Genomic DNA, 23,748 nt, shown 5'->3' on the forward strand with positions numbered 1-23,748 from the left:
TTATTTCTCCTTGCCGAAGAGGCCGGCGGGGCGAATCATCAGCACGATGGCCATGATCACGAAGACGACGATGTTCGAGGCCTCGGGGTAGAACACCTTCGTCAGGCCTTCGACCAGCCCGAGCGCGAGGCCGGTGAGGATGGAGCCGAGGATGGAGCCCATGCCGCCGATCACCACCACCGCGAAGACGACGATGATGAGGTTGGTGCCCATGAGCGGCGTGATCTGGATCACCGGCGCGGCCAGCACGCCGGCCAATGCGGCGAGGGCGGCACCGCCTGCGTAGGTGAACATCACCATCATCGGCACGTTGATGCCGAAGGCCTGCACCAGCGCAGGGTTCTCGGTGCCGGCGCGCAGCTTGGCGCCGAGGCTCGTCTTCTCGATCAGCGCCCAGGTGCCCAGGCACACGATGAGCGAGGCCACGATGACCCACGCCCGGTAGTTGGGCAGCACCATGAAGCCGAGGTTGGTCGCCCCCTGCAGCGCCTCGGGCACCGAATACGACTGGCCCGACACGCCGTACTGCTCGCGGAACACACCTTCGAAGATCAGCGAGATGCCGAAGGTGAGCAAGAGGCCGTAGATCGGATCGAGCTTGTAGAGGTGCTTGAGCAGCGTGCGCTCGATCACGAGGCCAAGCGCCCCCACCACCAGCGGCGCCACGATGAGCGCCATCCAGTAGTTGAGGCCGAACTTCTCGAGCGAGAACCAGGCCACGTAGGCACCGATCATGTACAGCGCGCCGTGCGCGAAGTTCACGATGCCCAGGAGGCCGAAGATCACCGCCAGGCCGAGGCTCAGCATGGCGTAGAACGAGCCGTTCACCAGGCCCAGCATCAGCTGGCCCATGAAGGCTTGTATGGGAATGCCGAAGATTTCAGTCATGGCGGTGTCTTGTTGGACGGCGGCGCAGGCTCAGCCCGCGCCGCGGGCAGCGCTTATTTCCAGAGAGCACACTTGGATTCGGCCTTGGTGGTCCAGGCCTCTTCACCCTTGAAGGTCTGCGCCACCTTGTAGTAGTCCCATGGCTCGGTCGACTCCTTGGGCGTCTTCACCTGCATCAGGTACATGTCGTGCACCATGCGGCCGTCGTCACGGATGAAACCGCCCTTGGCGAAGATGTCGTTGACCTTGGTCTTCTTCATCTGGGCCAGCACCTTGTCGGCATCGTCGCTGCCGGTGGCCTTGACGGCGTTCAGGTAGTTGAGCGCGGCCGAGTAGTCGCCGGCCTGGATGGACGAGGGCATGCGCTTGATCTTCTCGAAGAACTTGCGGCTCCACGCGCGCGTCTCGGGGTCGCGGTTCCAGTACCAGCTGTCGGTGAGGTACATGCCTTGCGTGGCGTTGAGGCCCAGCGAGTGCACGTCGTTGATGAACATCAGCAGGCCGGCGAGCTTCATCGTCTTGGTGATGCCGAACTCGTTGGCCGCCTTGATGCTGTTGATGGTGTCGCCACCGGCGTTGGCGAGGCCGAGGATCTGCGCCTTGCTCGACTGCGCCTGCAGCAGGAAGGACGAAAAATCGCTCGCCGACAGCGGGTGCTTCACCGAGCCCACGATATTGCCGCCCGCGGCCTTGACCACGGCCGAGGTGTCGTTCATCAGCTGAGCGCCGAAGGCGTAGTCGGCCTGCAGGAAGTACCAGCTCTTGCCGCCCGCCTTCACGACCGCGTTGCCGGTGCCCTTGGCGAGCGCCACGGTGTCGTAGGCCCAGTGCACGGTGTAGGGGTTGCACTGCTCGTTGGTCAGAGCCGAGGTAGCCGCACCGACCGAGATGAACACCTTCTTCTTCTCGGCCGCCACCTTCGCCATCGCGAGGCTGGTGCCGGAGTTGGTGCCGCCGATCAGCATGTCGAGCCCGTTGGTGTCGAACCACTCGCGCGCCTTGGCGGCGGCGATGTCGGGCTTGTTCTGGTGGTCGGCCGAGACGAGCTCGATGGTCTTGCCATTGATCTTGCCGCCCGCGTCGGCGATGGCCATCTTGATGGCTTCGACGCCAGCCGGGCCGTCGATGTCGGAGTACAGGCCCGACATGTCGGTGATGATGCCGATCTTGATCACGTCGCCCGAGATCTGGGCCTGGGCGGGAAGAAGCGCGCTGGTGCACGCGATGGCGGCTGCTGCGGCGATGTTCTTGAGTTTCATCATGGTGTGTTTCTCCTGGTGGTGGTGAGAGAACGAGCAGGTATCAGACGCCCAGGTACTCGTGGAGCTGGGCCATGCGGTCAGGCAGTTGCGCTTGGGTGAACTCTTGGATGATCCGGCCGTGCTCCATGACGAGGAAGCGGTCGGCCAGCGGTGCGGCGAAGCGGAAGTTCTGCTCCACCATCACGATGGTGTAGCCCTGCTTGCGCAAGGCCACCACCATCTCGGCGAGCTTCTGCACGATGACGGGTGCGAGGCCTTCCGAGATTTCGTCGAGCAGAAGCAGCTTGGCGCCGGTGCGCAGGATGCGCGCGACGGCCAGCATCTGCTGCTCGCCGCCTGAGAGGCGCGTGCCCTGGCTGTTGGCGCGCTCCTTCAGGTTGGGAAACATGTCGTAGATCTGGGCGATGCTCATGCCGCCTTCGGCTTGCTTGGGCGGCAGCATCAGGTTCTCTTCGCACGAGAGCGTGGAGAAGATGCCGCGCTCTTCGGGGCAATAGCCGAGGCCCATGCGGGCGATGCGGTGCGTGGGCAGCGAGATGGCCTCGGTGCCGCGTACCTTGATGCTGCCCTTGCGCGAGCCGATGAGGCCCATGATGGCGCGCAGGGTGCTGGTGCGGCCGGCGCCGTTGCGGCCGAGGAGCGTCACGACCTCGCCTTCGTCGACGTGGAAGTTCACGCCGTGCAGGACGTGGCTTTCGCCGTACCAGCCTTGGAGTTCTTTGACTTCTAGAAACCTGGTGCCCATTTCAGTGTTTCCTTTGCTTGGAGTGGGGCGAGCTCGCTGCGACAGGGCGCCGTGTTCCGCTCATGTCCCCCGAGTCGGGCTGCGCCCGCCTCTCCTCCTTTACTTCGCTCCACACGGCGCCCTGTCGCAGCGAGCCAGCCACCCTGGAGGCACGCCGACAACTTGGTATGCCACCGCTGGTGCTGGCCGAGGCCACCGGGTGACCGGCGCAGCGAAGTAAAGGAGGAGGCCAGGCGCAGCCTGGCCGGGGGACATGAGCGGAGCCGGTCACCCGGTGGCCTCGGCCCGCGCAGCAATGGGCAAGCATCAATGCGCCCCCTTCAACTCAACGCTGGCACTGCCCATATAGGCCTCGATCACCGCCGGGTTCTTCGACACCTCCGCATACGGCCCTTCGGCGAGCGTGGCGCCTCGCTGCAGGACGGTGATGGTGTCGGCGATGCTGGCCACCACGCTCATGTTGTGCTCCACCATCAGGATGGTGCGATTCGCCGAGACCTTCTTGATGAGCGAGCGGATGCGGTCCACGTCTTCCAGGCCCATGCCCTGCGTGGGCTCGTCGAGCAGCATCAACTCGGGCTCCATCGCGAGCGTGGTGGCGATCTCGAGCGCACGCTTGCGGCCGTAGCTCAGTTCCACCGTGGTGTTGTCGGCGTAGCTTTCGAGGTCGACCTGGCGCAGCAACTCGAGCGCACGCTCGTTGAGCGTGTGCAGCGAACGCTCGGGCTTCCAGAAGTGGAACGAGGTGCCAAGCTTGCGCTGCAGCGCCACGCGCACGTTCTCCAGCACGGTGAGGTGGGGGAACACCGCCGAAATCTGGAACGAGCGAATGATCCCGCGGCGCGCGATGTGAGCCGGCGCCTCGCCGGTGATGTCTTTGCCGTTGAAGACGATCTGACCCGAGGTGGGGGTGATGAAGTGCGTGAGCAGGTTGAAGCAGGTGGTCTTGCCGGCGCCGTTCGGCCCGATCAGCGCGTGGATGTGACCGCGCTTGACCTTCAGGTCGACCTGGTTGACCGCGACGAAGCCCTTGAACTCCTTGGTGAGCTTGCGCGTTTCGAGAATGATGTCGTCGCTCATGTGTCCGCTCGTGTGTCGTCGTTCATTTGGAGCTTTGTGAGGGCGAGGCGCCCAGCCGCTCGGAGAGCCGGCGGGCGAGGTCGATCACGGTGTCGCGCTGCTGGGCGACGAAGCGAGCCTTGAGCCCCGCTTTCTGCATGCACACGCCTAGGCCGGCCACCACTTCGCCGGACGCGCCGCGCACCGCGGCGGCCAGGCAGTAGACGCCCTGGCGCACGCTTTCGTCGTCGATGCTGTAGCCGCGCTCGCGCGTCTCGGCGAGTTCCTGCAGCAAATCACTGCGGCGCATCGCCGGCAGGTTCATGTAGGCCGGCAGGCGCGCCGCCGGGTAGAGCCGCCGGACCCAGGTTTCGTCGTGGAAGGCCAGCATGGCGCGGCCGGTGGCAGCCCGGTGGGCGGGCAGGCGCATGCCCACGCTGAAGGCCATGCCGAGCGGGCGCATGCCGTTACGCACACCGACATAGACGACGTCGGTGCCATCGAGCACCGAGAGGATGAGCGTCTCTTGCGGCACGGTGCCGAGGCTCGCCCAGAGCCGCTCGAACTCCTGGGCGGGCGTGGTCTGTTCGGCAAAGGCATGGGCCAGGCCCATCACGCGCGGGCCGATGTAGAACGTGCCGTCGTCCTGGCGGCGCAGGTACCCGAGCGCCACCAGGGTGTTGCACAAGCCGTGCACACTGCTCTTGGGCAGCGCGAGGCTGGCCGAGAGCTTGGCCAGGCTCATGGCACCCCGCTCCTTTTCCAGCAGGTCGAGCAAGGCCATGGCACGCGCCACGGCCGGCACGAGGGCGGGCTTGGTGGTGGAAGGTGCAGTGGCCACGGCGAGTTGCATGCGATGAAGAGAAGGCAAAACCCCCGCTTGGATCAGGGTGGGCGCTCGGCGGCGCCTTGGGCGTATCGTTCAATCCATTGAACGCTGTTCAATGGCCTGAACCATCGGGAGCCGAGTCTAAGAGTGGAGCGTGGCGGTGCAACATGCGCCAAACCCGCGCTAGGGAAAGTACGAACAGGGTTTGCGTCTTGGCACTTTTGCGTAAGCCCCATGTCTGAGCGGGGCGCCCGGACGTTCAAAAATTTGAAGGTTCACAACAAGGTCGATGAACGGCTTTGAACGCCGCCCCCGTAGAGTGCCGGTCATGAACACACCCACCCCAACCCGCTACAGCGCCGTCGCCATCGCGTTCCACTGGGTCCTGGCGCTGGCGATCGTCGGCGCGTTTGGCATGGGCGTGTACATGAGCGACCTACCGTTCTCCCCGCAGCGGCTCAAGTACTACAACTGGCACAAGTGGGCGGGGGTGACGATCCTGGCCCTCTCGGCACTGCGCCTCCTGTGGCGACTGACGCACCGGCCGCCGGCCGACCTGCCGGCGCCGGCCTGGCAGAAGCTCGCCGCCCATGCCACGCATTGGGCGCTGTATGCGCTCTTCTTCGCGGTGCCGCTGGTGGGCTGGGCCTACAGCTCGGCCGCGGGCTTCCCCATCGTGTGGTTCGGCGTCGTGCCGCTGCCCGACTTCGTATCGCCCGACAAGGCGCTGGCCGAAGCCATCAAGCCCTGGCACGGACGGCTGGCCTGGTTGCTCGCGGTGCTGGTGCTGATGCACGTGGCCGCGGCGTTCAAGCACCACTTCATCGACCGCGACGGGCTCATCGGCCGCATGTCGCTGCGCAGTTGAACCCGCGGTGAAAGGACCGCCTCCCATGAAAAAACTCTTCGTCTCCGTGGCGCTCGCCACCCTCGCCCTCGGCGCTGCGGCCCAGCAGAAGCTCGTGCCGGCCCAGAGCGAGATCGCCTTCACCAGCAAGCAGATGGGCGTGCCCGTCGACGGCAAGTTCAAGAAGTTCGACGCCCAGGTGGCCTTCGACCCCAAGAAGCCCGAGACCGCCAAGATCGCCTTCACCGTCGACCTCGCGAGCGTGAGCTTCGGGTCGAGCGAAACCGAGAGCGAAGTCGCCAAGCCCGACTGGTTCAACACCAAGGCCTTCCCGCAGGCCACCTTCCAGTCGACCACGGTCAAGGCCACCGGCCCCGGCAAATACGAAGTGGCCGGCAAGCTCACGATCAAGGGCGCCAGTCAGAACATCGTCGTGCCGGTGGCGCTCGCGCAGGCGGGCGGCACCACCACCGCCACCGGCGGCTTCGTGCTCAAGCGCCTCGATTTCCGAATCGGCGACGGCGACTGGAAAGACACCTCGATGGTCGCCAACGAAGTGAACGTGAAGCTCAAGTTCGCGCTGACGGGCGTTGCGCCCCTCTGATCCCCAACCCCTCCCAACAGGAAGCCCTCCCATGATGAAGAAGACCCTGCTCGTTTCCGCCCTGCTCGCCGTTGCCGGCATGGCCCAGGCCGAGACCGCCACCTACGCGATCGACCCCTCGCACACCTTCGTGACCTTCGAGGCCAAGCACTTCGGCACCAGCACCATCCGCGGCCGCTTCGACAAGAAGGAAGGCAGCGTGTCGCTCGAGAAGGGCAAGAGCGGCAAGGCCGAGATCACCATCGACACGACCTCGGTGAGCACCGGCGTGGGCCCGCTCGACGGCCACCTGAAGAGCAAGGATTTCTTCAACGCCGCCGAGCACCCGACCGCCAAGTTCGTGGGCGACAAGTTCAGCTTCAACGGCGACAAGGTCACGACCGTCGCCGGCACGCTGACCTTCCTCGGCAAGACCCAGCCGGTCACGCTCACCGCCACCAACTTCAACTGCTACACGAGCCCGATGCTCAAGCGCGAGGTGTGCGGCGGCGACTTCGAGACGACGATCCAGCGCACGCAGTTCGGCAACAACTACGGCGTGCCGGGCATTCCCGACAGCATCAAGCTCTTGATTCAGGTCGAAGCGGTAAAGCAATAAGGCTCATACCGGGACGAGGTGGCGCCGTAGCACCGCGCGCAGATCCTCGTCCTTGAAGGGCTTGGCGAGGTGATCGTCCATGCCCGCCGCGAGGCTGTGCTCGCGGTCACCTTGCAGGGCATTCGCCGTCAGCGCCACCACCGGCGTGCGCGGCAGCCCTTGTTCGCCTTCGTGCTCGCGGATGCGCCGCGCCGCCTCGAAGCCATCCATCACCGGCATCTGGCAATCGAGCAGCACGAGGTCGGGCGGCGACGCTCGGAACGAGGCCACGGCCTGCAGGCCGTCTTCGACGAGCTCGACGGTGAGCCCCATGTTCTTGAGCGCCGCCTCGGCCACGAGGGCGTTGACGGGGTTGTCTTCGGCCAGCAGCACACGGCCCTGCAGCGGCACGCCGTCCGCACCTTCGCCTGCCGCGGCGGGCGATGGGTTCGGCGCTTCGGGCAACTCGACCGTCACGGTGAAGCACGAGCCGCGGCCTTGCTGGCTGGTGCACACGAGATCACCGCCCATCGCCCGCGCCAGCTCGCGCGCGATCGTCAGGCCGAGCCCCGTGCCGCCGTAGCGGCGCGCGAAGGAGCTGTCGGCCTGGTGGAAGGCGTCGAAGATGCGCGGCAGCTCGTCGGCCGGGATGCCGACGCCGGTGTCGTGCACCGCGATGCGTGCGCGCGAGCCGCGGTGCTTCGCCACCACCGTCACCGCGCCCGCCTCGGTGAACTTGATCGCGTTGCCGATCAGGTTGTGCAGCACCTGGCGCAGGCGCGACGGGTCGCCCCGCACATGACAGGGCCGCGGCATGTGCAGCCGCGTGGTCAGCGAGAGGCCCGCCTGGAAGGCCCCGGGCACCGACAGCGACACCACGTCGTCGATCAGCGCGGCGAGGTCGAAGGTCTGCGGCGACAGGCGCACCTGCCCCGCCTCGAGCTTCGAGAACTCGAGGATGTCGTTGATCAGCGTGAGCAGGTGTTCGCCGGCGCGCTCGATGAGCTGCAACTGCTCTTCGGGCCGTTTCTCGGGCGTGATGGCGCCGTCTTTCCTCAGCATCCGGGTGAGCCCGAGGATGCCGTGCAGCGGCGTGCGCATCTCGTGGCTCATGGTGGCAAGGAACTGGCTCTTCACGCTGCTCTGGCGCTGCGCCAGCAGCAGCGCTTCGGCGCGCTCTTCGGAGATGCGGTCGGTGGTGAAGCGCAAGGTCAGCAGCTCGCGGATGCGCGCTTCGGAGCGCCGCGCTTCCACCATCACCAGCGCCAGAAACACCCACAGGCCGATGCCGGCGAAGAGGCCATAGCGCGTGCCACTGATCATCTGCTCGGCCCCGGCCGGCAGCAGCATCGACAGCAGGAAGAGCGAGCTGGCGCGAAAACTCGGCTGCAGCACGAACATGCCGATCGCCGCCACACCCACCAACGAGGTGAGCAGCAGCGCCACCACGTGCGGGCTGGTGCTGGCGGGGATCCACGCCGTGGCCATGCCCCAGGTGAAGCCATCGGCCACGAGCGTGATCTCGAGCCAGCGCCGCCAGGTGCGGTCGCTCCGCAGCGTGCTGCGCACGAACTGGTGCGTGAGCGCCAGGCGCAGGGCCGACACGGCACAACGCAAGACGAACCAGCCCCAGGCGAGGCGTGCGTCGACATAGGGAAGAAGGCCCACGCACACCAGCAGAGCGAAACCCACGCCGGCCAGCGTGGACGTCTGCGCCCGCTCGTAGAGCATGACGGTCTGCGCGTCTTGCACGCGCGCGGCGAGCCCGGCGTCGGCCGAGTCGGTGCTGTGGGGTGGCGTTCGCAATTCTTTTGACATCCCCGCCCCTCACCTGCCCATGACCCTCTGTTCAGATGGGCGCATTATCCCGAGACAGCCTGTTTTGAGCACATGCCTTTGATCACGTTTGCACCTTGTTTTTGCACTGCCATGCGTAAAGCATTCCTCGTGGGTGGGTGCCTGCTCTCGGGGCATGCGACCACGGCTCAAGCGCAGCCCGAGACCTACCTGCTCGACCCGGCCCACACGCGGGTGCATTGGGAGGTGATGCACTTCGGCACCTCGACCAGCCGCGGCCGCTTCGACGACACGAGCGGCAGCCTCGAACTCGACGCTGCCGCGGGCACCGGCGAGGTGTCGATCACCGTGCGCACCGCGTCGGTCAACACCGGCGTGCCACCGCTCGACGGCGTGCTGCGCCGCAGCTACCTCGCGAGCGAGGACCACCCGGTCGCGTATTTCGTGGCGAGGAACTGGCGCTGGCAGCGCGATGCACCGCTCGAGGTGCGCGGCGAGTTCACCCTGCGCGGCGTGTCGCTGCCGCTCAGCCTGCGGGCGCCGGCGCTTCGCTGCTACCCGCACCCGCAGCTGCAGCGCGAGGTCTGCGGCGCAGACCTCAGCGCCACCCTGCGCCGCAGCGATTTCGGCATGACCGACGGCCTGCCCTTCATCGGCGACACGGTGCGGTTGGTGATCCAGGTCGAAGCGATCCGGCAGCCCTGACCACCCGTCAGGCGCGGGCGACGCGGAAACGCGCCACCGCCTGGGCCAGCAAGCCCGCCTGCTCGCGCAGGCTCTCGGCGGCGGCCGAGCTCTGCTCCACCAGCGCTGCGTTCTGCTGCGTCATCTGGTCGAGCTGCGCCACGGTGCCGTTGACTTGGCCGATGTCGCTGCTCTGCGCGTTCGACGCGGCGGTGATCTCGCCGATGATGGCGGTCACCCGCTTCACCGAGTCGACGATCTGGTTCATGGTGGCGCCGGCGTCCTGCACCAGGCGCGAGCCCGATTCGACGCGGTCCACGCTCTCGCCGATCAGGCCCTTGATCTCGCGGGCCGCCTGTGCGCTGCGCTGCGCCAGCGAGCGCACCTCGCCGGCCACCACCGCGAAGCCGCGGCCCTGCTCGCCGGCACGCGCCGCTTCCACCGCGGCGTTGAGCGCGAGGATGTTGGTCTGGAACGAGATGCCGTCGATCACGCCGATGATGTCGGCGATCTTCTTCGAGCTGGCACTGATCTGCTCCATCACCTGCACGACCTGGCCGACCACTTCGCCGCCCTTGGCCGCCACGCCCGAGGCCGAGCTGGCGAGTTCGTTGGCGCCGTGGGCGCTGTCAGCGGTATGGCGCACCGAGCCGGTGAGCTGCTCCATCGAACTGGCCGCCTGTTGCAGGTTGGTCGCGGTGCGTTCGGTGCGCTGGCTGAGGTCGAGGTTGCCGGTGGCGATCTCGTTGGAGGCGGTGGCGATCGAGTCGCTCGTGATGCGGATCTGCGAGACCATCTCGCGCAACCCACTTGTCATCTGGCCGAGCGCGGCCTGCAGCGATTCGGGGTGAGCGCCCGGCGCCACGGCGACATCGAGGTCGCCTGAGGCGATGCGGCGCACCGACACGCGCAGCTGCGCAGGCTCCTCGCCGAGATCCTTCCACACCGAGCTGACGATGACCCACGAGGCGACGCCGAGCGCGAGAAGCACCACCAAGCCGGTCAGCACGGTGGCGATGAGGCTCAGGCGCACCCCAGCCGACGCCGCTTCGTACTGCGCATCGACCTTCGCATGGGCCGCTTCCTTGGCGCCCGCCAGCACCTGGTCGAGCGCCTTTTGCGCGACCTGCATCTTCTGCACCGAAGCCATCGCGTCGGGGCTCTTGTCGATCATGCCCTTCGCTGCAGCCGCCGCGGCGGACTGGTAAGCGTCGAACGCGGTGCGCAGGGCCGCCGCGTCTTCGCTCTTGCCAGCGAGTGACGCCATCGCATCGAGTGCGGCATGGCCACCTTTCACCAACTCCTGCACGTCCTTCAGCCGCTCGGCATCACCCTCGGCGGTGGCGGTCTGCACGGTGAGGCGCACGTTTTCGGTGACACGGTCGACCTGAGTCACGCGCGCGAGGAAGGGGTCGTCGACGCTGCGAAGGGTGGTGATGCCCGCCGACAGGCGGGCACCGATGGCGGCGCTGATGATCACGCCGACGATGAGCACCAGCGCGGCGCTGACCGGAAGGCTCCAGATCTTGGTACGGAACTTCATGTGTTTTCCTGTCGGGACTGCGGGTGAGCCCGCGCTCACGCGAGGCGGCTCACCCACCATTTCGGCACGGCGCGAGGCTCAGTTCAGCGTCGAGACGACCTTCACCGTGCCGTCGAGGGCCGACTTCTCGATGTAGCCCACCGCCTTCGGATCGGCGGCCACGGCCTTCTTGACGGCGGCGGCGTCGGCCGCTTCCTTGGGCGGCTGCACCTTGCCCGAGAACACCAGGCGCGACCACGTGGCTTTGACCTGCGCGGCATCGCGGCCGGTGGCCTGCTTGTAGAAGTCGGCGCGAATGGGCGACGACTCCGGCAGGTCGACCACCGAGGCGCTGGGGTTCTTGCCGAGGAAGGTATCGGCGACCTGGTCCTTGCTCATGGCGGCGGCCGACGGATGGCCGATCACCACGAGATCGGCTGCGCCGGCGCTGCCGATGAAACCCACCACGGCGATGGCGGCCACGACGAACGTTTTGCTCCTCTTCATCGTCGCCTCCTCAGAACACGAAGTCGACGCCGAGCGTCACGACGTTGGCCTTGCTGCCGGGCACGAAGCCCCAGTTGTTGCCGGGCTGGGCCTCGGTCTTCAGCCGGCCGTTCGAGCGCGAGCCGGTCTGGACGCGGTCGTATTGCAGCTTGATCGCGGTGTTCTTGTAGACGTCATAACGCACACCGACTGCGGTCGTCTTCTGCGTCGCGTTCGCCTGGTAAAGCAGCGGGGTGATGAACGCGCTCATCGGGCTCGTGTCTTCCTCGATCCGGGCCTTGACCTCGGAATGGATCAGGTAGGGCGTGAACTTGCCGACGCGATAACCACCGGCCACGTACCAGGAGCGGCTGTCCGACAGGATGCCGTCACCCTTGTAGTCGACGAACTCGCTCATCACGAACCAGTCACCCGGGTCGTACTGCGCGCCCAGCGCGAGCGCGTGGGTGTTCATGTTGCGCGGGTCGTACTTCTCGTACAGCCCGGGGATCATGGACATGCCAGCGAAGAGCGGCGCCAAGCTGTCGATCTGCAGATCTTCCTTGAGGTAGGTGTAGGCCGCGCGCAGCGTCAGCGACCCCACTTCCACCGTGTCGTTGATGCCCCAGCTCGTCTTGGCCTTGGCCGTGCCGCCACCGGCGAGCTTGACCTCGTTGGTGCCGTAGTACGCCTGCACGGTGTTCTGAGCCGAGCCGATCTTGGAGCGGTAGGTCGCGTCGATGCCGTCGTTGCTGGTCAGGGGCAGCACGCCATAGACGTCCTGCGGCGGGCGCGCCCAGGTGTGGGCGTAGCCGACCAGGCGCGACTCCGACATGAGATAAGCCGGCAGCGCGATGCGGCCCACGCGCAGGCTCAGCGCGTCGGTGGGCTTGTAGGTCACGTTGCCCCATTCGAGCTGCGGCCAGTACGACGCGTCGTGCTGGTATTGCGAGATCACCTGGGCCACGGCGGACCACTCGCTGTTGAAGGAAGCGTTGAGCTGCACGCCCAGCTTGCTGTCGGGGGTGGTGGTGGTCGAACGGGTGTGGCCGGCACCGTTCGGCTGGAACACGCTGCCGGTGAAGTCGGCCGTGTCCAGATCGGAATGCACGGCGGCGAGAGTACCGAAGCCGCTCAGCTTGTAGGTGGGGTCCGCGAACGCCGTACCAGCGCACAGGGCAAGGCTGATCGCAGCCACGAGCGGTCGCAGGGAAAGATGCTTCATGAAGAAAACCTCAACAGGCTTTTGGTTGGTCATACACCTCCGTCATATCGACCGGCCACTCGGCGCACTGAAGACGGGCTTGAGCGCATCACGCCGGGTTTCCGTGTGGCATCTGGCATGTCGTCGGCACGCCAGACCCTATAAGCAGAACCGCGTAGGGAAGACGCTGACGTGCGCGATGTCACGCTTTCTAGGTCGGCTCGCGCGGCGGCAAAATGTCGCCATGACCTCCACCGAACTCCAGGCCACCATCGCCCGCATGGGCACGGCCGCGCGTGCTGCCAGCTCGCTCATGGCCGCGGCCTCCACCAGCGCGAAGAACCACGCCCTCACCGCACTCGCCCGCCTGCTGCGCGAGAGCGCCGCACCGCTGGCCGAAGCGAACCGGAAAGACATCGCCGCCGCGGAGGCAGCCGGCCTGGCCGCGCCGATGGTCGACCGCCTGCGCCTCACCGAGAAGGTGATCGCCACCGTTGCCGAAGGCTGCGAGCAGATCGCCGCCATGCCCGACCCGGTGGGCGAGATCACCGGCGTGAAGCGCCGCCCGAGCGGCATCAGCGTGGGCCAGATGCGTGTGCCGCTCGGGGTCTTCGGCATGATCTACGAGAGCCGGCCCAACGTGACCATCGAGGCCGCGTCGCTCGCCATCAAGAGCGGCAACGCCTGCATCCTGCGTGGCGGCTCGGAGGCCATCCACTCCAACCTCGCGCTGTGGAAGCTGGTGCAAGCGGCCCTCACCGAAGCGGGCTTGCCGGCCGACGCGGTGCAGCTGGTGCAGACCACCGACCGTGCGGCGGTGGGGTACCTCATCGCCTCGCCGGAGTCGGTCGACGTGATCATCCCGCGCGGCGGCAAGGGCCTCATCGAGCGCATCAGCCGCGAAGCCCGCGTACCGGTCATCAAGCACCTCGACGGCAACTGCCACGTGTATGTGGACGCCGAGGTCGACCTCGAGCTCGCGCTCAAGGTCACCGACAACGCGAAGACCCAGAAGTACAGCCCTTGCAACGCCGCCGAGTCGCTGCTGGTGCACGAGGCGGTGGCCGCGAAATTCCTGCCGAAGATCGGCGCGGTGTTCGCCGCCAAGGGCGTCGAGGTGCGCGGCGATGCCACCGTGCTGGCCTTGCTGAAAGACGTGCCGCAGGCCAAGCTCGCCGAGGCCACCGAGCAGGATTGGAGCGAGGAGTACCTCGCCCCCATCATCAGCGCCAAGGTGGTGAAGAGCGTCGACGAGGCCATCGCCCACATCAACCGCTACGGCTCGCATCACACCGACGCGATCCTCACGACGAATCACCCAAACGCGATGCGCTTCCTGCGCGAGGTCGATTCGGCCAGCGTGATGGTCAACGCAAGCACCCGGTTCGCCGACGGCTTCGAGTACGGGCTGGGCGCCGAAATCGGCATCAGCACCGACAAGTTCCACGCGCGCGGCCCGGTGGGGCTGGAAGGCCTCACCTCGATGAAGTGGATCGTGCTCGGCCAGGGCGAAGTGCGCACCTGAGTCAGAGCAGCGCGGCCTTCAGGGCGTGCCACAGTGGCTCGTCCGCGGCCGACAGCAGTCCCACGCTCTCGTCGCCGGCGTGGTATGCGCCGCCGTCGTAGCGCCCCACATGGCCACCGGCCTCCTGCAGCAGCAGAGTGCCGGGCACGTGGTCCCACGGCAGCGTGCGGTAGAACATGGCGAACTGCTGCTGGCCGGTGATGATGGCCGGGTACTCGACGCCGGCACAGCGCGCGCCCGGCAGTGCCTGCCCGATGCGCCCGAGCTTCGCCTCGACCTGCTGTTTCAGCGCCGCCGGCAGGAATCTCGTGAGCACCGCGCCCCGCGCCTCTTGCAACGGCACGCTCCGATCCGGCACCCGCATGCGCTGCCCGTCGCAGAAGGTGCCGCTGCCACGCTGCGCCCGCCAGCGCTCGCCCGACACCGGGTTGAGCACCCAGGCGCCGATGGCCTCGCCGTCAATCACGAGCGAGGCCATGACCGCGAACACCGGCCGGCCCGCCACGAAGTTGCCCGTGCCATCCAGCGGGTCGACGAGCCACACCGTGCCCCGGTCCAGCCCCTGCAGCAGCGCCGGGTTGGCCGCACAGGCTTCTTCGCCGACCACTCGCGAGCCGGGCCACAGCGCGAGCAGGCCGTGTTCGATGATCGTCTCGGCTTCGCGGTCGGCCACGGTGACGAGCTCGTCCTTCGCCTTCTCGATCACGTCGCCTTCACGCAGCTGGCGAAAGCGCGGCATCACAGCCCGCTCGCTGGCTTCGGCCAACAGGGGCAGCACCTGGTCGAACACCGAATCGGGGGAGGCCATGGGGCGAAATCATCGCACTGCGCGCCGAGGGCCTCGCTACCATCGCCCGATGACCAAGCCACGCCGCGCCCTCGTTCTCTTCTCGGGTGGACAGGACTCCACCGTCTGCCTGGCATGGGCGCTGTCCAACTTCCACTATGTCGAAACCATCGGCTTCGACTACGACCAGCGTCACGGCGTCGAGCTCGAATGCCGGCTCGCCGTGCGCTCGCAGATCTACGCCCAGTTCCCGAGCTGGGGCGGCCGGCTGGGTGACGACCACCTGGTCGACCTCTCGCTGCTGGGCCAGCTGTCGGACACCGCGCTCACGCAGCAGCGCGCGATCGAGATGACGTCCACCGGCCTGCCCAACACCTTCGTGCCCGGCCGCAACCTCATCTTCTTCAACTTCGCCGCCGCCGTGGCCTACCGGCGCGAGCTCGACGTGATGGTCGGTGGCATGTGCGAGACCGACTACTCCGGCTACCCCGACTGCCGCGACAACACCTTGAAGGCACTTCAGGTGGCGCTGAGCCTCGGGCTCGACACGCCGATGGGCATCGAGACGCCGCTGATGTGGCTCGACAAGGCGCAGACCTGGGAGCTCGCGGCCACGCTCGGCGGCGAGGCGCTGATCCGCCTGATCGTCGAACACACCCACACCTGCTACCTCGGCGACCGCACGCAGCGCCACGAGTGGGGCTACGGCTGCGGCCACTGCCCTGCGTGTGCCTTGCGCATGCGCGGCTACAAGGCCTGGCGCTCGCGCAACCCCGAGCCGCCCACCGCCTTCGACGCCACCGACCGAATGGACTTGCGCTGATCGAGCCACGGTGACAGCGCCTTCGCACCCGACGGGGTGAGCGAGAGGGCGCGCGAGGCCCCGGTACGCCGCAGCCAGCCGCGTTCGAGGGCGTGGTCGAGCAACGCGACCGCAAAGCTGCCCGCGAGATGATCGCGACGCTCCGACCAGTCGAGGCAGGCATAGGCAAAGCGCCGGCCCGAGGGCACGTCGACACCGAGACCGGCCATCTCGGCACGCCCGGCCTCGCTCAGCACGAACTGCCCCTCGGCCGGCACCAGCGTGCCGCGCGCGAGCAGGCCCTCGAAGAGTTGCACGCCCAGCTCACCCGCGAGGTGACCGTAGCAGGTGCGCGCCGCCTTCAGCCGCTTGTAGGGCTCGCGCTCCCACTTGTCGGCCACGCTGCTGCGCTCGGCCACCAGCGACAGCGCTTCGAGCGCATGCGCGATGTCGGCATCGGCAAGGCGGAAGTAGCGGTGGCGGCCTTGCACGCGCACGACCACGAGTTCGCTCTCCACCAGCTTGGCGATGTGGCTGCTCGCGGTCTGCGCCGTCACGCCCGCCGCCTGCGCCAGCTCGCCCGCGGCGAGAAAGCCGCCGCCCATCAGCGCCGACAGCATGCGGGCGCGCGTGGGGTCGCCGATGGTCGACGCGATGCGGGCGAAGCGGGGCTCGGGTGCGCTCATTTCCACGGATCATGCCTCGGCTGCGTCACCAAATGCTTCGACGTGCACCGAAGCGCCTGGCCCGTGTCGTAGAGTCCGCTCGCGTCCAACTGGAGGGAGCATCCATGACCACCGTGCAGATCGTGAGCGTGATCGTCCTGGCCATCCTGGTCTTCTGGGGCGTCGGCGCCTACAACCGCCTCGTGCGCCTGCGCAACGTGATCGGCAACTCGTTTGCGCAGATCGACGTGCAGCTGAAGCGCCGCTACGACCTGATCCCCAACCTCGTGGAAGTGGCGCGCAAGTACGCCGCGCACGAACGCGAAACGCTGGAAGCCGTGACCGCCGCACGCAACCAGGCCAAGGCCGCCGCCGACGTGGCCCGCACGCGCCCCGCCGCGGCCGGCGCGGTGACGAGCCTGGCTGTCGCCGAGCAGACGCTCGCCGGCGCGATGGGCCGGCTGATGGCGGTGGTCGAGGCCTACCCCGAGCTCAAGGCCGACCAGAGCCTGCGCGAGCTGGCCGAGGAACTCACCAGCACCGAGAACAAGATCGGCTTCGCGCGCCAGCTCTTCAACGACGCCACGCTCGACTACAACAACGCGGCGCAGCAGTTCCCCACCAACCTGATGGCCAGCATGTTCGGCTTCCGCGAGGCGGCCATGCTGCAGGCCACCACCAGCGACGCGGAGCGCGCCCCGGTGCGGGTGCAGCTCTGAACGCAGCGGCCTGAGCGGGGCCACCCGCGATGCGCTTCCGCGACCAGCAGGACGACGCCCGCCGCGCCACGCAGCGGCTCCTGATGCTCTTTGCGCTGCTGCTGCTGGGATTGGTGCTGGCCGTCAACGGCCTGCTGATCGGCGTGTGGTGGGCGCTGCGCTGGCTGCTCTCGTGGGACCTGCCGCTGCCGCCGCTCTTCATCGAGACCAACACCGCCGTCGTGCTGCTCTTCGTGCTGGGCGGCGCGTGGGTCGAACTCGGCCGCCTGCGCACCGGCGGCGGTGCCCACGTGGCGAACTGGGCCGGCGGCCGCGAGCTGCTCGACGCACGCGGCCTGAGCGAGCGCCGCCTGCTCAACATCGTCGACGAGATGGCGATCGCCAGCGGCCTGCCGCGCCCGGCCGTCTACCTGCTCGACCGCGAAGACGCGATCAACGCCTTCGCCGCCGGCTGGTCGCCCGACGACGCGATCGTGGCCGTGACGCAGGGCGCGCTCGACCGGCTCACGCGCGACGAGCTGCAAGGCCTGGTCGCGCATGAGTTCGGCCACATCCATCAAGATGACCTGCGCCTCAACATGCAGCTGCTTGCGCTCGTGTGGGGCCTGTCACTGGTGCATGGCTACGGCCACAAGCTGCTGGAGGCCGACGAGGCCGGGCGCCGTTCGGCCTTCGGGCTGCTGGTGGGCCCGGTGTTTGTGGCCGCGGGTCTGCTGGGTTGGCTCGCCGGGCAGCTGCTGCAGGCCGCGGTGTCGCGCCAGCGCGAGCTGCTGGCCGACGCTTGCGCGGTGCAGTTCACCCGCAGCCGCGACGGCCTCGGCGGCGTGCTGCGCAAGGTCTGGCACCAGGCCCAGCACCACGAGGACCGCCTCGCGCGGGTGCCCGCGCGCCTGCTCGCGGCCATGCTGCTGCAGGCGCCGGCCGACTGGCTGGCCACGCACCCGCCGCTGCCCGAGCGCCTGCGCCGCCTCTACGGCCGCGCGGTCGACCCGCTGCCCGCTCCCAGGCTTGATGCCGGCACGCAGGCTGACGAGCCGCGCCGCGCGGCGCCCATACCCGTGCCGGAGGCGGTGCGCGCCGTGGTGGCTGCCGTCGCCGCCGCCGCCCCCATCGCCTATGCTGCTCCCATGACCTCGCACGACGACGACCCCGAGCCCGCCGCCACGCCCGAACCGCGCGCCTTCAGTGCGCAAGACGAACGCGAGGCGATTGAGCGCCTGTCGCGCCTCAACGGCCCGGGCGAGCTGCGCGCCGCCATCCTCGCGCTGCTGGCCACCCCGGGCAGCCGCCGTGAGCGGCGCGCCTGGCAGGACGAAACCGCCGGCCTCAGCACCGCGCGCGAGGTGCGCGACGACGTCAAGAAGCTCGGCCCCGCCACCCGCCTGCCCTGGCTCGGCCTGCTGCTGGCCCGCGCGGCCAAGGCCCCGCTGCCCGACCGCCAGCACCTGATGGCCGCGGCGCGGCGCGTGATGGCCGCCGACGGGCAGATCCGCCCCATCGACCGCCTGCACCTGCTGCTGATGCGCCAGCGCCTGGGCGAGGCGCCGCCCGTGGCGCCGTCGCGCGGCAGCTTCCCCGACATCGCCGACACCTCGCTGCACACCCGCCGCGAGATCGCCCGGCTCACCGCCTTCCTCGCGCGCCTCGTGCCCGACGGTGAAGGCTGGTACCGCAGCGTGATGCTGCCGTGGCTGCAAGGCGAAGCGCTGCCGCCCTGCGAAGCGCCCGACGCCGACGGCCTGGTGCACGCGCTGCAGGAGGTGCAGACGCTGCCGTGGATGTTGAAGCCCGTGCTGGTGCGCCACTGGACCGACGCGGCGCTGCGCCACAAGCCGCCCGGCCCGCTGGCCGACGAAGCCTGCGATGCGCTGCGCCTGGCTGCGGTGCTACTCGACTCGCCGCTGCCGCCCGAACTCGCGCGGCACTACGTCGAGCCCGGCACGACAAGCTGACTCACGCGCGAGCCGGCGCGAGCGCGTCGACCAAATGGCCGAAACGGGCCGTGGCGGTGATCTCGGGCAAGCGCGCGATGCGGCCGTTCTGCGCCCAGTTGCCCTCGGGCACTTCGCGGATCTCGAGCGACGTGACGACGGGCCGGCTGCGGTCGGGCGCGGCCGCTTCGGCGGCGGCCTGCACCGCCGCGGCGAGCCGGGCCTTGCGGGCGCCGTCGAGCACCCCGGCGCTCACCTGCAGCGAGGCGAAGACGCCGCGCACCAGGCTGTCGGCCGGCTCGCCCGCGGAATAGAACTGGCCCGGCGCCAGCTCCTGTATCAGCACGATGCCGCGGGCGCGTGGCCCGGCTTCGGGGGGAATCGATTCGGCCTCGAAGGCCGCTTCGGTGAGGCCGCGCGCGAGCCTGGCCTGGGCGGACGGGTCGAAGGCACCCGGGGTGACGGTGACGGTGAGAAGCGGCATGGTGTCGGCGCCAAAGGTTGAACAGGCCGCCACTGTCGCGCCGAGGGGGCGTCTCGTGCTAGTGTCTGTTTTGACATTGATCTTGCCAATACAGCCACAACCGAGCCAATGATCCGCATCGACACCCTCGTGCTCGCCGGCAGCAGTCCGGCCTCGCTCGGAGTCACGCTCGACGTGCTGAGCGCCGCCAACGCCCTCTCCGGCAAGCGCCTCTTCGACCACCGCGTGCTCTCGCCCGGCGCGCCCTCGGTTGCCTTGCGCAATGGCCTGTCGATGGCGGCCGAGCCGCTGGCCAAGGCGCGCGCCCGCGAGCTGGTGGTGCTGCCCGGGCTGGGCGCCGCGACCCCGGGGCAGATCGCCGACCGACTGGCAGAGCCCGATGCCCAACTCGCCTCGGCCTGGCTGCACAAGGCTTGGGGGCAGGGGGCGAGCCTTGCGGCCTCGTGCAGCAGCGTCTTCCTGCTGGCGCAGGCCGGCCTGCTGGACGGCCGGCGCTGCACCAGCACCTGGTGGCTGGTGCCCACGCTGAAGTCGCTCGCGCCGCTCGCCGACACCACGCTCGATGCGATGGTCACCGAAGACGAGCGCATCTGGACGGCCGGCGCCTCGCTCGCCCACATCGACCTGATGCTGGCGCTCGTCGCCCGCTTCGCCAGCCCGGGGCTCGCGGCCGAGGTGGCACGCTACCTGGTGATCGAGCCCCGCGCCTCGCAGGCGCGATTCGTCGCACCTGCCTTCCTCGCCGCACAGGACCCCTTGGCGCACCGGGTGGAGCTGCTGGTGCGCGAGCGCCTGGCCGACGTGCCCTCGCTGGAAGAGATCGCCGACCAGCTGGCGGTGAGCCCGCGCACGCTGACACGTCGCGTCAGCGCCGCCACCGGCCTCACGCCGATGCGTCTGGTGCAGAAGATCCGACTCGACTCGGCGCTGCATGCCCTACAGACCTCACGGGCGCCCATCGACCAAGTGGCGCGTGACGTGGGTTTCGAGGACGGCTCGGCGCTTTATCGACTGGTGCTCAGGCACACCGGCAAACCGCCGAGCGCGTTTCGCTAGCTGCAAACGACCGATGCGGTGGCCACGAGTTCGTTGAACAAGGCCATCGACACCCCCCCCGACACCGCATACGGGTCGAGCGTGGCCGTCTCCGAGTACTTGAGCAGCAGCGAGGCGTTCAAGTCGGACAGGTTCACCTGCCCCATGGCCCAGCCCGCAAACTTGCGTTCGCCAATCTCTTCGTAGGTCAGCAGCACCACATCGCGGTGGCGGGCATCGTTGGCGATGCGGTTGTAAAGCTGGCTCACCGCCAGGCGGCCGCCCTCGAGCACCTGCAGGAACAGGCCTTCCGAGAAGCACAGCACGCCGGTCACGCCGGAGGCGGGGTTGTGCTGGCGCGACTTCTTCAGGATGGCGGCCAGCGCCTCCTGGTTGACCGACTCGGCGGCGCGGCTGGCATACATCAGGCGTACAAGCATGGTCGAACCCCTTCAGGTCTTCTTGCTGAGCAATGACAGGAACTCGCGGCGCAGGTTCGCGTCTTTCAGGAAAGCGCCGCGCATCACGCTGTTGGTCATCATCGCGTCGTCGTCCTTCACGCCTCGCCAGTGCATGCAGAAGTGATCGGCCTCCATCACGATGGCCAGGCCATCGGGCTTGACGCGCGATTGCAGCTCGTTGGCGAGCATGGTCACCGCCTCCTCCTGGATCTGCGGGCGCGACATGATCCAGTCGCAGATGCGCGCGTATTTCGACAGACCGATGAGGTTGGAATGCTCGTTGGGCAGGATGCCGATCCACACCTTGCCCATGATCGGGCACAGGTGGTGCGAGCAGGCGCTGCGCACCGTGATCGGGCCCACGATCATCAGCTCGTTGAGGCGCTCGACATTGGGGAACTCGGTCACCGCCGGCATGGGCTGGTAGCGCCCGCGAAACACCTCGGTGAGGTACATCTTGGCCACGCGCTGCGCCGTCTCGTTGGTGTTGTGGTCGCTTTCGGTATCGATCACCAGCGACTTCAGCACCTCCTGCATCTTGGCCGCGATCTCGTCGCGCAACTCGTCGATCTCGCCTTCGCGGATGAAGGCCGAGATGTTGTCGTTGGCGTGGTAGCGCCGCCCGGAGCCGACCAGCCGGTAGCGGATGCGCTCCGACGCGCTCAGCTGCGCAAGGTCTTCCTCGGTTCTGAAGATCGGCGCGGGGGGTGGAGCCGGCATGCGAGGTCCTGTCGAGGTGGAAGAGCAGCGATTGTGCTGCCTTGCGCCGGCCGCCGCTGGCGAGCTGCACCCACCCCCCAAAAGGCTCCTGACATAACGCTGTCAGCAAGAGGCGCCGAGCATGGCCACTCACTCAACCACAGGAGAGAAACATGGCCCAACACACCCAACAGCATGCCGTGAACTGGTTTGAAATCCCGGTGCTGGAGCAGCCCCGCGCCCAGGCGTTCTACGAGCGCCTGCTCGATGTGAAGCTCGACTGGCAGACGATCGGCGGGCAATCCCTCGCTGTCATCCCTTACGACGATGGTGCTGTCGGCGGTTGCCTGGTGGCGGCCGGCCAGGGCATGGCGCCCTCGACCGAAGGCACGCTGGTCTATCTGAACGCCAAGCCCTCGCTCGACGCGGCGCTCGCCCGCGTGGAGCCGGCCGGCGGTCGCATCACCACCCCCAAGGTGCAGCTGCCGGGCGACCTGGGCTTCTTCGCCCACGTGACCGACACCGAAGGCAACCGCATCGGCCTGCACGCGCTGAGCTGATCCGCCATGCCGCTGGAGCCTTTCGAGCCACCCTTGCGCCACCCCTTGCAGGTGATGGCGCGCCCCGCCCTGCTGCCGCTGCGCGGCCCCGTCGCGCCACGGTTGCAGAATCATCCACCCACCACCCCGCCGTCACGGCCCCAGACCGACGAGCCCGACCGTATGCGACGTGCAGACCGCCTCTTCCAGATCGTGCAGATCATCCGCGGGCGACGCCTGTCGACTGCGCAGTTCCTCGCCGAGCGGCTGGAGGTGTCGGAGCGGACCGTGTACCGCGACATCGCCGAGCTGATGACGCAAGGGGTGCCCATCGAGGGCGAGGCCGGTGTCGGCTACCGCATGCGCAGCGGCTTCGACCTCCCACCGCTCATGTTCACCCACGAAGAAGCCCAGGCGCTGGTCGCCTCGGTGCGCATCGCCCAGCCGCGGCTCGATGCCACGCTGGCCGCGCAGGCGGAAAACGCGCTGTCGAAGATCCTCGCGGTGCTGCCGGCGGCGGCGCGCGCCGCCGCCGAGACGCTCGCGGTCTACGCCCCGCCGATCGAGTTCGACCCGGCCACCCGCCTGCGGCTCGAGCCGTTGCGGCTGGCGGCCGAGGGGCGGCGCAAGGTGCGTTTGAGCTACCTCGACCTCAAGGACGTGGCCAGCGAGCGCACGGTGCGCCCGCTCGGCTGCTTCTACTGGGGCGCGGTGTGGACGCTGGCCGCCTGGTGCGAGGTGCGCGAGGAGTTCCGCAATTTCCGCATCGACCGCATCCGCGAGCTCGACGTGCTCGGGAGCTTCCGCGACGAGCCGGGCAAGACGCTGCCCGACTTCTTCCGGCAGGCCGAGGTGTCGGCAGCGGCGCACCGGTCGGCGCACCCGAAGCCGAACTGAAGCTTCTCAGTGCGCCATCGCGGTGGCGCGCTGCTGCAGCGCCCAGCGGTCCAGCACGCCGCGCCAGGGGCGAAGGCGCAACGCGGCGTCGCCCACCCGCTGGCCCGCCGCGCCACGCCACAGGCCGCTGCTGTCGAAACTGAAGACCGGCCGCAGGTCGGTGCGGTGCGACAGCGGCAGCAGGGGCGGGTCGAGGCAGTCGAGCACCACCGGGTCGCGGTCGTGCGCATCGGCGATCAGCGCGATGTGGGCCACGCGCGCGGCCGACGCGACCGGCGAAGCCCAGCTGGCGTAGACGAGCCGCGGGCAACCGCCGCTGCCGCACGCGTTGAGCAGGAAGTACTTGGCGATGGCGTAGTCCTCGCAATCGCCACGGCCCGAGGCAAGTGTCTCGGCCGGGGTCTGCCAGCAGTCGCGGGCGCCGCAGAGGTCGAGGTCGGGGGCGTAGTCGACCAGTTCGTTGATGCGCCGGTTCGCCGCCGCGTGGCGCTCGGCCGGGGGCAGGTGTCGCAGGCCTTCAGCGAGCAGCCGGAAACGATCGGTCGCCGCCTGCAGAGGGTCCAGCACGGGCAGCGCATGCGCCTTCATGCCAGCACAGGCACAACTGGCAATACACAGCGAGAAGGCTCGTCGCAGCATGGGGTGGTGCGGCAGCGAAGCGGCACCACCACGATTTCACGTTAGTCGGTGGGCGGTGAAA

The 23,748-nt window shown here is 68.3% G+C and carries 26 protein-coding genes; 11 read left to right on the forward strand and 15 right to left on the reverse strand.

The window, feature by feature from the left end:
• The 5 genes from RXV79_RS24190 to RXV79_RS24210 all read right to left on the reverse strand — a co-directional run bounded on the left by RXV79_RS24190 (nucleotide 1) and on the right by RXV79_RS24210 (nucleotide 4,807).
• The gene (locus RXV79_RS24190) at nucleotides 1-888 is read right to left on the reverse strand and encodes a branched-chain amino acid ABC transporter permease (RefSeq protein WP_296726191.1); all 888 of its coding nucleotides are present in this window, start codon (nucleotides 886-888) and stop codon (nucleotides 1-3) included.
• Between the two features lie 53 nt (nucleotides 889-941).
• Nucleotides 942-2,147: an ABC transporter substrate-binding protein gene (locus RXV79_RS24195; protein ID WP_316704196.1), complete on the reverse strand. Its 1,206-nt coding sequence runs from the start codon at nucleotides 2,145-2,147 to the stop codon at nucleotides 942-944.
• 43 nt (nucleotides 2,148-2,190) lie between these two features.
• Complete coding sequence (locus RXV79_RS24200) at nucleotides 2,191-2,895, reverse strand: ABC transporter ATP-binding protein (RefSeq protein WP_316700643.1); 705 nt, start codon at nucleotides 2,893-2,895, stop codon at nucleotides 2,191-2,193.
• A 306-nt stretch (nucleotides 2,896-3,201) separates the two neighbouring features.
• A complete protein-coding gene (locus RXV79_RS24205) occupies nucleotides 3,202-3,975 on the reverse strand; it encodes an ABC transporter ATP-binding protein (RefSeq protein ID WP_316700644.1) in 774 nt (257 codons plus the stop codon).
• A gap of 22 nt (nucleotides 3,976-3,997) precedes the next feature.
• Nucleotides 3,998-4,807, reverse strand: a complete 810-nt coding sequence (locus RXV79_RS24210; RefSeq protein WP_316700645.1) for an IclR family transcriptional regulator — start codon at nucleotides 4,805-4,807, stop codon at nucleotides 3,998-4,000.
• A 304-nt stretch (nucleotides 4,808-5,111) separates the two neighbouring features.
• Between RXV79_RS24210 and RXV79_RS24215 the strand changes: the two genes are divergently transcribed.
• The 3 genes from RXV79_RS24215 to RXV79_RS24225 are packed head-to-tail and all read left to right on the forward strand — an operon-like array spanning nucleotide 5,112 to nucleotide 6,832.
• On the forward strand, nucleotides 5,112-5,651 hold the full coding sequence (locus RXV79_RS24215) for a cytochrome b (RefSeq protein WP_316700646.1): 540 nt from the start codon (nucleotides 5,112-5,114) through the stop codon (nucleotides 5,649-5,651).
• A 25-nt stretch (nucleotides 5,652-5,676) separates the two neighbouring features.
• Complete coding sequence (locus tag RXV79_RS24220) at nucleotides 5,677-6,234, forward strand: YceI family protein (RefSeq protein ID WP_316700647.1); 558 nt, start codon at nucleotides 5,677-5,679, stop codon at nucleotides 6,232-6,234.
• Between the two features lie 34 nt (nucleotides 6,235-6,268).
• Nucleotides 6,269-6,832: a YceI family protein gene (locus tag RXV79_RS24225; protein ID WP_316704197.1), complete on the forward strand. Its 564-nt coding sequence runs from the start codon at nucleotides 6,269-6,271 to the stop codon at nucleotides 6,830-6,832.
• A 3-nt stretch (nucleotides 6,833-6,835) separates the two neighbouring features.
• On the opposite strand, the gene RXV79_RS24230 is transcribed toward RXV79_RS24225, so the two are convergent.
• Nucleotides 6,836-8,629, reverse strand: coding sequence for an ATP-binding protein (locus tag RXV79_RS24230; RefSeq protein WP_316700648.1), 1,794 nt, complete (start codon nucleotides 8,627-8,629; stop codon nucleotides 6,836-6,838).
• A 111-nt stretch (nucleotides 8,630-8,740) separates the two neighbouring features.
• Here RXV79_RS24230 and RXV79_RS24235 point away from each other — a divergent pair, with 111 nt between their 5' ends.
• The gene (locus RXV79_RS24235) at nucleotides 8,741-9,313 is read left to right on the forward strand and encodes a YceI family protein (RefSeq protein ID WP_316700651.1); all 573 of its coding nucleotides are present in this window, start codon (nucleotides 8,741-8,743) and stop codon (nucleotides 9,311-9,313) included.
• Nucleotides 9,314-9,320: 7 nt separating this feature from the next.
• On the opposite strand, the gene RXV79_RS24240 is transcribed toward RXV79_RS24235, so the two are convergent.
• From RXV79_RS24240 to RXV79_RS24250, 3 genes are all read right to left on the reverse strand, one after another.
• The gene (locus RXV79_RS24240; RefSeq protein ID WP_316700653.1) at nucleotides 9,321-10,835 is read right to left on the reverse strand and encodes a methyl-accepting chemotaxis protein; all 1,515 of its coding nucleotides are present in this window, start codon (nucleotides 10,833-10,835) and stop codon (nucleotides 9,321-9,323) included.
• 78 nt (nucleotides 10,836-10,913) lie between these two features.
• The gene (locus RXV79_RS24245) at nucleotides 10,914-11,321 is read right to left on the reverse strand and encodes a hypothetical protein (protein WP_316700655.1); all 408 of its coding nucleotides are present in this window, start codon (nucleotides 11,319-11,321) and stop codon (nucleotides 10,914-10,916) included.
• A 10-nt stretch (nucleotides 11,322-11,331) separates the two neighbouring features.
• Complete coding sequence (locus tag RXV79_RS24250) at nucleotides 11,332-12,525, reverse strand: porin (protein WP_316700657.1); 1,194 nt, start codon at nucleotides 12,523-12,525, stop codon at nucleotides 11,332-11,334.
• A 223-nt stretch (nucleotides 12,526-12,748) separates the two neighbouring features.
• On the opposite strand from RXV79_RS24250, the gene RXV79_RS24255 reads away from it, so the two are divergent.
• Nucleotides 12,749-14,029 (forward strand): glutamate-5-semialdehyde dehydrogenase, encoded by a 1,281-nt coding sequence (locus RXV79_RS24255; protein WP_316700658.1) that lies wholly within the window; start codon nucleotides 12,749-12,751, stop codon nucleotides 14,027-14,029.
• Nucleotide 14,030: 1 nt separating this feature from the next.
• Here the strand turns inward: RXV79_RS24255 and RXV79_RS24260 are convergent, their stop codons facing one another.
• Nucleotides 14,031-14,837 (reverse strand): inositol monophosphatase family protein, encoded by an 807-nt coding sequence (locus tag RXV79_RS24260; RefSeq protein ID WP_316700659.1) that lies wholly within the window; start codon nucleotides 14,835-14,837, stop codon nucleotides 14,031-14,033.
• Nucleotides 14,838-14,886: 49 nt separating this feature from the next.
• Here RXV79_RS24260 and queC point away from each other — a divergent pair, with 49 nt between their 5' ends.
• Nucleotides 14,887-15,639, forward strand: a complete 753-nt coding sequence (gene queC, locus RXV79_RS24265; protein WP_316700660.1) for a 7-cyano-7-deazaguanine synthase QueC — start codon at nucleotides 14,887-14,889, stop codon at nucleotides 15,637-15,639.
• Here queC and RXV79_RS24270 read toward each other — a convergent pair.
• Entirely contained in the window at nucleotides 15,564-16,304 is a 741-nt protein-coding gene (locus RXV79_RS24270) for an ArsR/SmtB family transcription factor (protein WP_316700661.1), read from the reverse strand. The genes queC and RXV79_RS24270 overlap by 76 nt on opposite strands.
• A 104-nt stretch (nucleotides 16,305-16,408) precedes the next feature.
• On the opposite strand from RXV79_RS24270, the gene RXV79_RS24275 reads away from it, so the two are divergent.
• A complete protein-coding gene (locus RXV79_RS24275) occupies nucleotides 16,409-17,002 on the forward strand; it encodes a LemA family protein (protein WP_316700663.1) in 594 nt (197 codons plus the stop codon).
• A 29-nt stretch (nucleotides 17,003-17,031) separates the two neighbouring features.
• Nucleotides 17,032-18,954 (forward strand): M48 family metalloprotease, encoded by a 1,923-nt coding sequence (locus RXV79_RS24280; protein ID WP_316700664.1) that lies wholly within the window; start codon nucleotides 17,032-17,034, stop codon nucleotides 18,952-18,954.
• Between the two features lies 1 nt (nucleotide 18,955).
• Here RXV79_RS24280 and RXV79_RS24285 read toward each other — a convergent pair whose 3' ends face one another.
• Nucleotides 18,956-19,417, reverse strand: a complete 462-nt coding sequence (locus tag RXV79_RS24285) for a tautomerase family protein (RefSeq protein WP_316700665.1) — start codon at nucleotides 19,415-19,417, stop codon at nucleotides 18,956-18,958.
• A gap of 108 nt (nucleotides 19,418-19,525) precedes the next feature.
• Between RXV79_RS24285 and RXV79_RS24290 the strand changes: the two genes are divergently transcribed.
• Nucleotides 19,526-20,473 (forward strand): GlxA family transcriptional regulator, encoded by a 948-nt coding sequence (locus RXV79_RS24290; RefSeq protein ID WP_316700666.1) that lies wholly within the window; start codon nucleotides 19,526-19,528, stop codon nucleotides 20,471-20,473.
• Here the strand turns inward: RXV79_RS24290 and RXV79_RS24295 are convergent.
• Nucleotides 20,470-20,892, reverse strand: a complete 423-nt coding sequence (locus RXV79_RS24295; RefSeq protein WP_296726139.1) for a BLUF domain-containing protein — start codon at nucleotides 20,890-20,892, stop codon at nucleotides 20,470-20,472. The two genes, RXV79_RS24290 and RXV79_RS24295, sit on opposite strands and share 4 nt — an antisense overlap.
• A 12-nt stretch (nucleotides 20,893-20,904) precedes the next feature.
• Entirely contained in the window at nucleotides 20,905-21,633 is a 729-nt protein-coding gene (folE, locus tag RXV79_RS24300) for a GTP cyclohydrolase I (RefSeq protein ID WP_316700669.1), read from the reverse strand.
• 152 nt (nucleotides 21,634-21,785) lie between these two features.
• On the opposite strand from folE, the gene RXV79_RS24305 reads away from it, so the two are divergent.
• Together RXV79_RS24305 and RXV79_RS24310 are read left to right on the forward strand one after the other, a co-directional pair.
• A complete protein-coding gene (locus tag RXV79_RS24305) occupies nucleotides 21,786-22,172 on the forward strand; it encodes a VOC family protein (RefSeq protein ID WP_316700670.1) in 387 nt (128 codons plus the stop codon).
• Between the two features lie 162 nt (nucleotides 22,173-22,334).
• On the forward strand, nucleotides 22,335-23,048 hold the full coding sequence (locus RXV79_RS24310) for a helix-turn-helix transcriptional regulator (protein WP_316704198.1): 714 nt from the start codon (nucleotides 22,335-22,337) through the stop codon (nucleotides 23,046-23,048).
• A 6-nt stretch (nucleotides 23,049-23,054) separates the two neighbouring features.
• On the opposite strand, the gene RXV79_RS24315 is transcribed toward RXV79_RS24310, so the two are convergent.
• A complete protein-coding gene (locus RXV79_RS24315) occupies nucleotides 23,055-23,636 on the reverse strand; it encodes a transglutaminase-like cysteine peptidase (protein WP_316700671.1) in 582 nt (193 codons plus the stop codon).
• Nucleotides 23,637-23,748 lie beyond the last annotated feature (112 nt).

Origin of the sequence: Piscinibacter gummiphilus, assembly GCF_032681285.1 — a bacterium.
In the GTDB taxonomy this organism is placed as follows: domain Bacteria; phylum Pseudomonadota; class Gammaproteobacteria; order Burkholderiales; family Burkholderiaceae_C; genus Rhizobacter; species Rhizobacter gummiphilus_A.

Bases quoted from the DNA above. Each gene is read 5' to 3' on its own strand.
- RXV79_RS24200 (WP_316700643.1), bottom strand. From the start codon at position 2,895: ATGGGCACCAGGTTTCTAGAAGTCAAAGAACTCCAAGGCTGGTACGGC.
- folE (WP_316700669.1), bottom strand. From the start codon at position 21,633: ATGCCGGCTCCACCCCCCGCGCCGATCTTCAGAACCGAGGAAGACCTT.
- RXV79_RS24285 (WP_316700665.1), bottom strand. From the start codon at position 19,417: ATGCCGCTTCTCACCGTCACCGTCACCCCGGGTGCCTTCGACCCGTCC.
- RXV79_RS24275 (WP_316700663.1), top strand. From the start codon at position 16,409: ATGACCACCGTGCAGATCGTGAGCGTGATCGTCCTGGCCATCCTGGTC.
- RXV79_RS24250 (WP_316700657.1), bottom strand. From the start codon at position 12,525: ATGAAGCATCTTTCCCTGCGACCGCTCGTGGCTGCGATCAGCCTTGCC.
- RXV79_RS24215 (WP_316700646.1), top strand. From the start codon at position 5,112: ATGAACACACCCACCCCAACCCGCTACAGCGCCGTCGCCATCGCGTTC.
- RXV79_RS24270 (WP_316700661.1), bottom strand. From the start codon at position 16,304: ATGAGCGCACCCGAGCCCCGCTTCGCCCGCATCGCGTCGACCATCGGC.
- RXV79_RS24225 (WP_316704197.1), top strand. From the start codon at position 6,269: ATGAAGAAGACCCTGCTCGTTTCCGCCCTGCTCGCCGTTGCCGGCATG.
- RXV79_RS24205 (WP_316700644.1), bottom strand. From the start codon at position 3,975: ATGAGCGACGACATCATTCTCGAAACGCGCAAGCTCACCAAGGAGTTC.
- RXV79_RS24240 (WP_316700653.1), bottom strand. From the start codon at position 10,835: ATGAAGTTCCGTACCAAGATCTGGAGCCTTCCGGTCAGCGCCGCGCTG.
- RXV79_RS24260 (WP_316700659.1), bottom strand. From the start codon at position 14,837: ATGGCCTCCCCCGATTCGGTGTTCGACCAGGTGCTGCCCCTGTTGGCC.
- RXV79_RS24280 (WP_316700664.1), top strand. From the start codon at position 17,032: ATGCGCTTCCGCGACCAGCAGGACGACGCCCGCCGCGCCACGCAGCGG.
- RXV79_RS24235 (WP_316700651.1), top strand. From the start codon at position 8,741: ATGCGTAAAGCATTCCTCGTGGGTGGGTGCCTGCTCTCGGGGCATGCG.
- RXV79_RS24190 (WP_296726191.1), bottom strand. From the start codon at position 888: ATGACTGAAATCTTCGGCATTCCCATACAAGCCTTCATGGGCCAGCTG.
- RXV79_RS24195 (WP_316704196.1), bottom strand. From the start codon at position 2,147: ATGAAACTCAAGAACATCGCCGCAGCAGCCGCCATCGCGTGCACCAGC.
- RXV79_RS24210 (WP_316700645.1), bottom strand. From the start codon at position 4,807: ATGCAACTCGCCGTGGCCACTGCACCTTCCACCACCAAGCCCGCCCTC.
- RXV79_RS24295 (WP_296726139.1), bottom strand. From the start codon at position 20,892: ATGCTTGTACGCCTGATGTATGCCAGCCGCGCCGCCGAGTCGGTCAAC.
- RXV79_RS24305 (WP_316700670.1), top strand. From the start codon at position 21,786: ATGGCCCAACACACCCAACAGCATGCCGTGAACTGGTTTGAAATCCCG.
- RXV79_RS24245 (WP_316700655.1), bottom strand. From the start codon at position 11,321: ATGAAGAGGAGCAAAACGTTCGTCGTGGCCGCCATCGCCGTGGTGGGT.
- RXV79_RS24315 (WP_316700671.1), bottom strand. From the start codon at position 23,636: ATGAAGGCGCATGCGCTGCCCGTGCTGGACCCTCTGCAGGCGGCGACC.
- queC (WP_316700660.1), top strand. From the start codon at position 14,887: ATGACCAAGCCACGCCGCGCCCTCGTTCTCTTCTCGGGTGGACAGGAC.
- RXV79_RS24230 (WP_316700648.1), bottom strand. From the start codon at position 8,629: ATGTCAAAAGAATTGCGAACGCCACCCCACAGCACCGACTCGGCCGAC.
- RXV79_RS24220 (WP_316700647.1), top strand. From the start codon at position 5,677: ATGAAAAAACTCTTCGTCTCCGTGGCGCTCGCCACCCTCGCCCTCGGC.
- RXV79_RS24255 (WP_316700658.1), top strand. From the start codon at position 12,749: ATGACCTCCACCGAACTCCAGGCCACCATCGCCCGCATGGGCACGGCC.
- RXV79_RS24310 (WP_316704198.1), top strand. From the start codon at position 22,335: ATGCGACGTGCAGACCGCCTCTTCCAGATCGTGCAGATCATCCGCGGG.
- RXV79_RS24290 (WP_316700666.1), top strand. From the start codon at position 19,526: ATGATCCGCATCGACACCCTCGTGCTCGCCGGCAGCAGTCCGGCCTCG.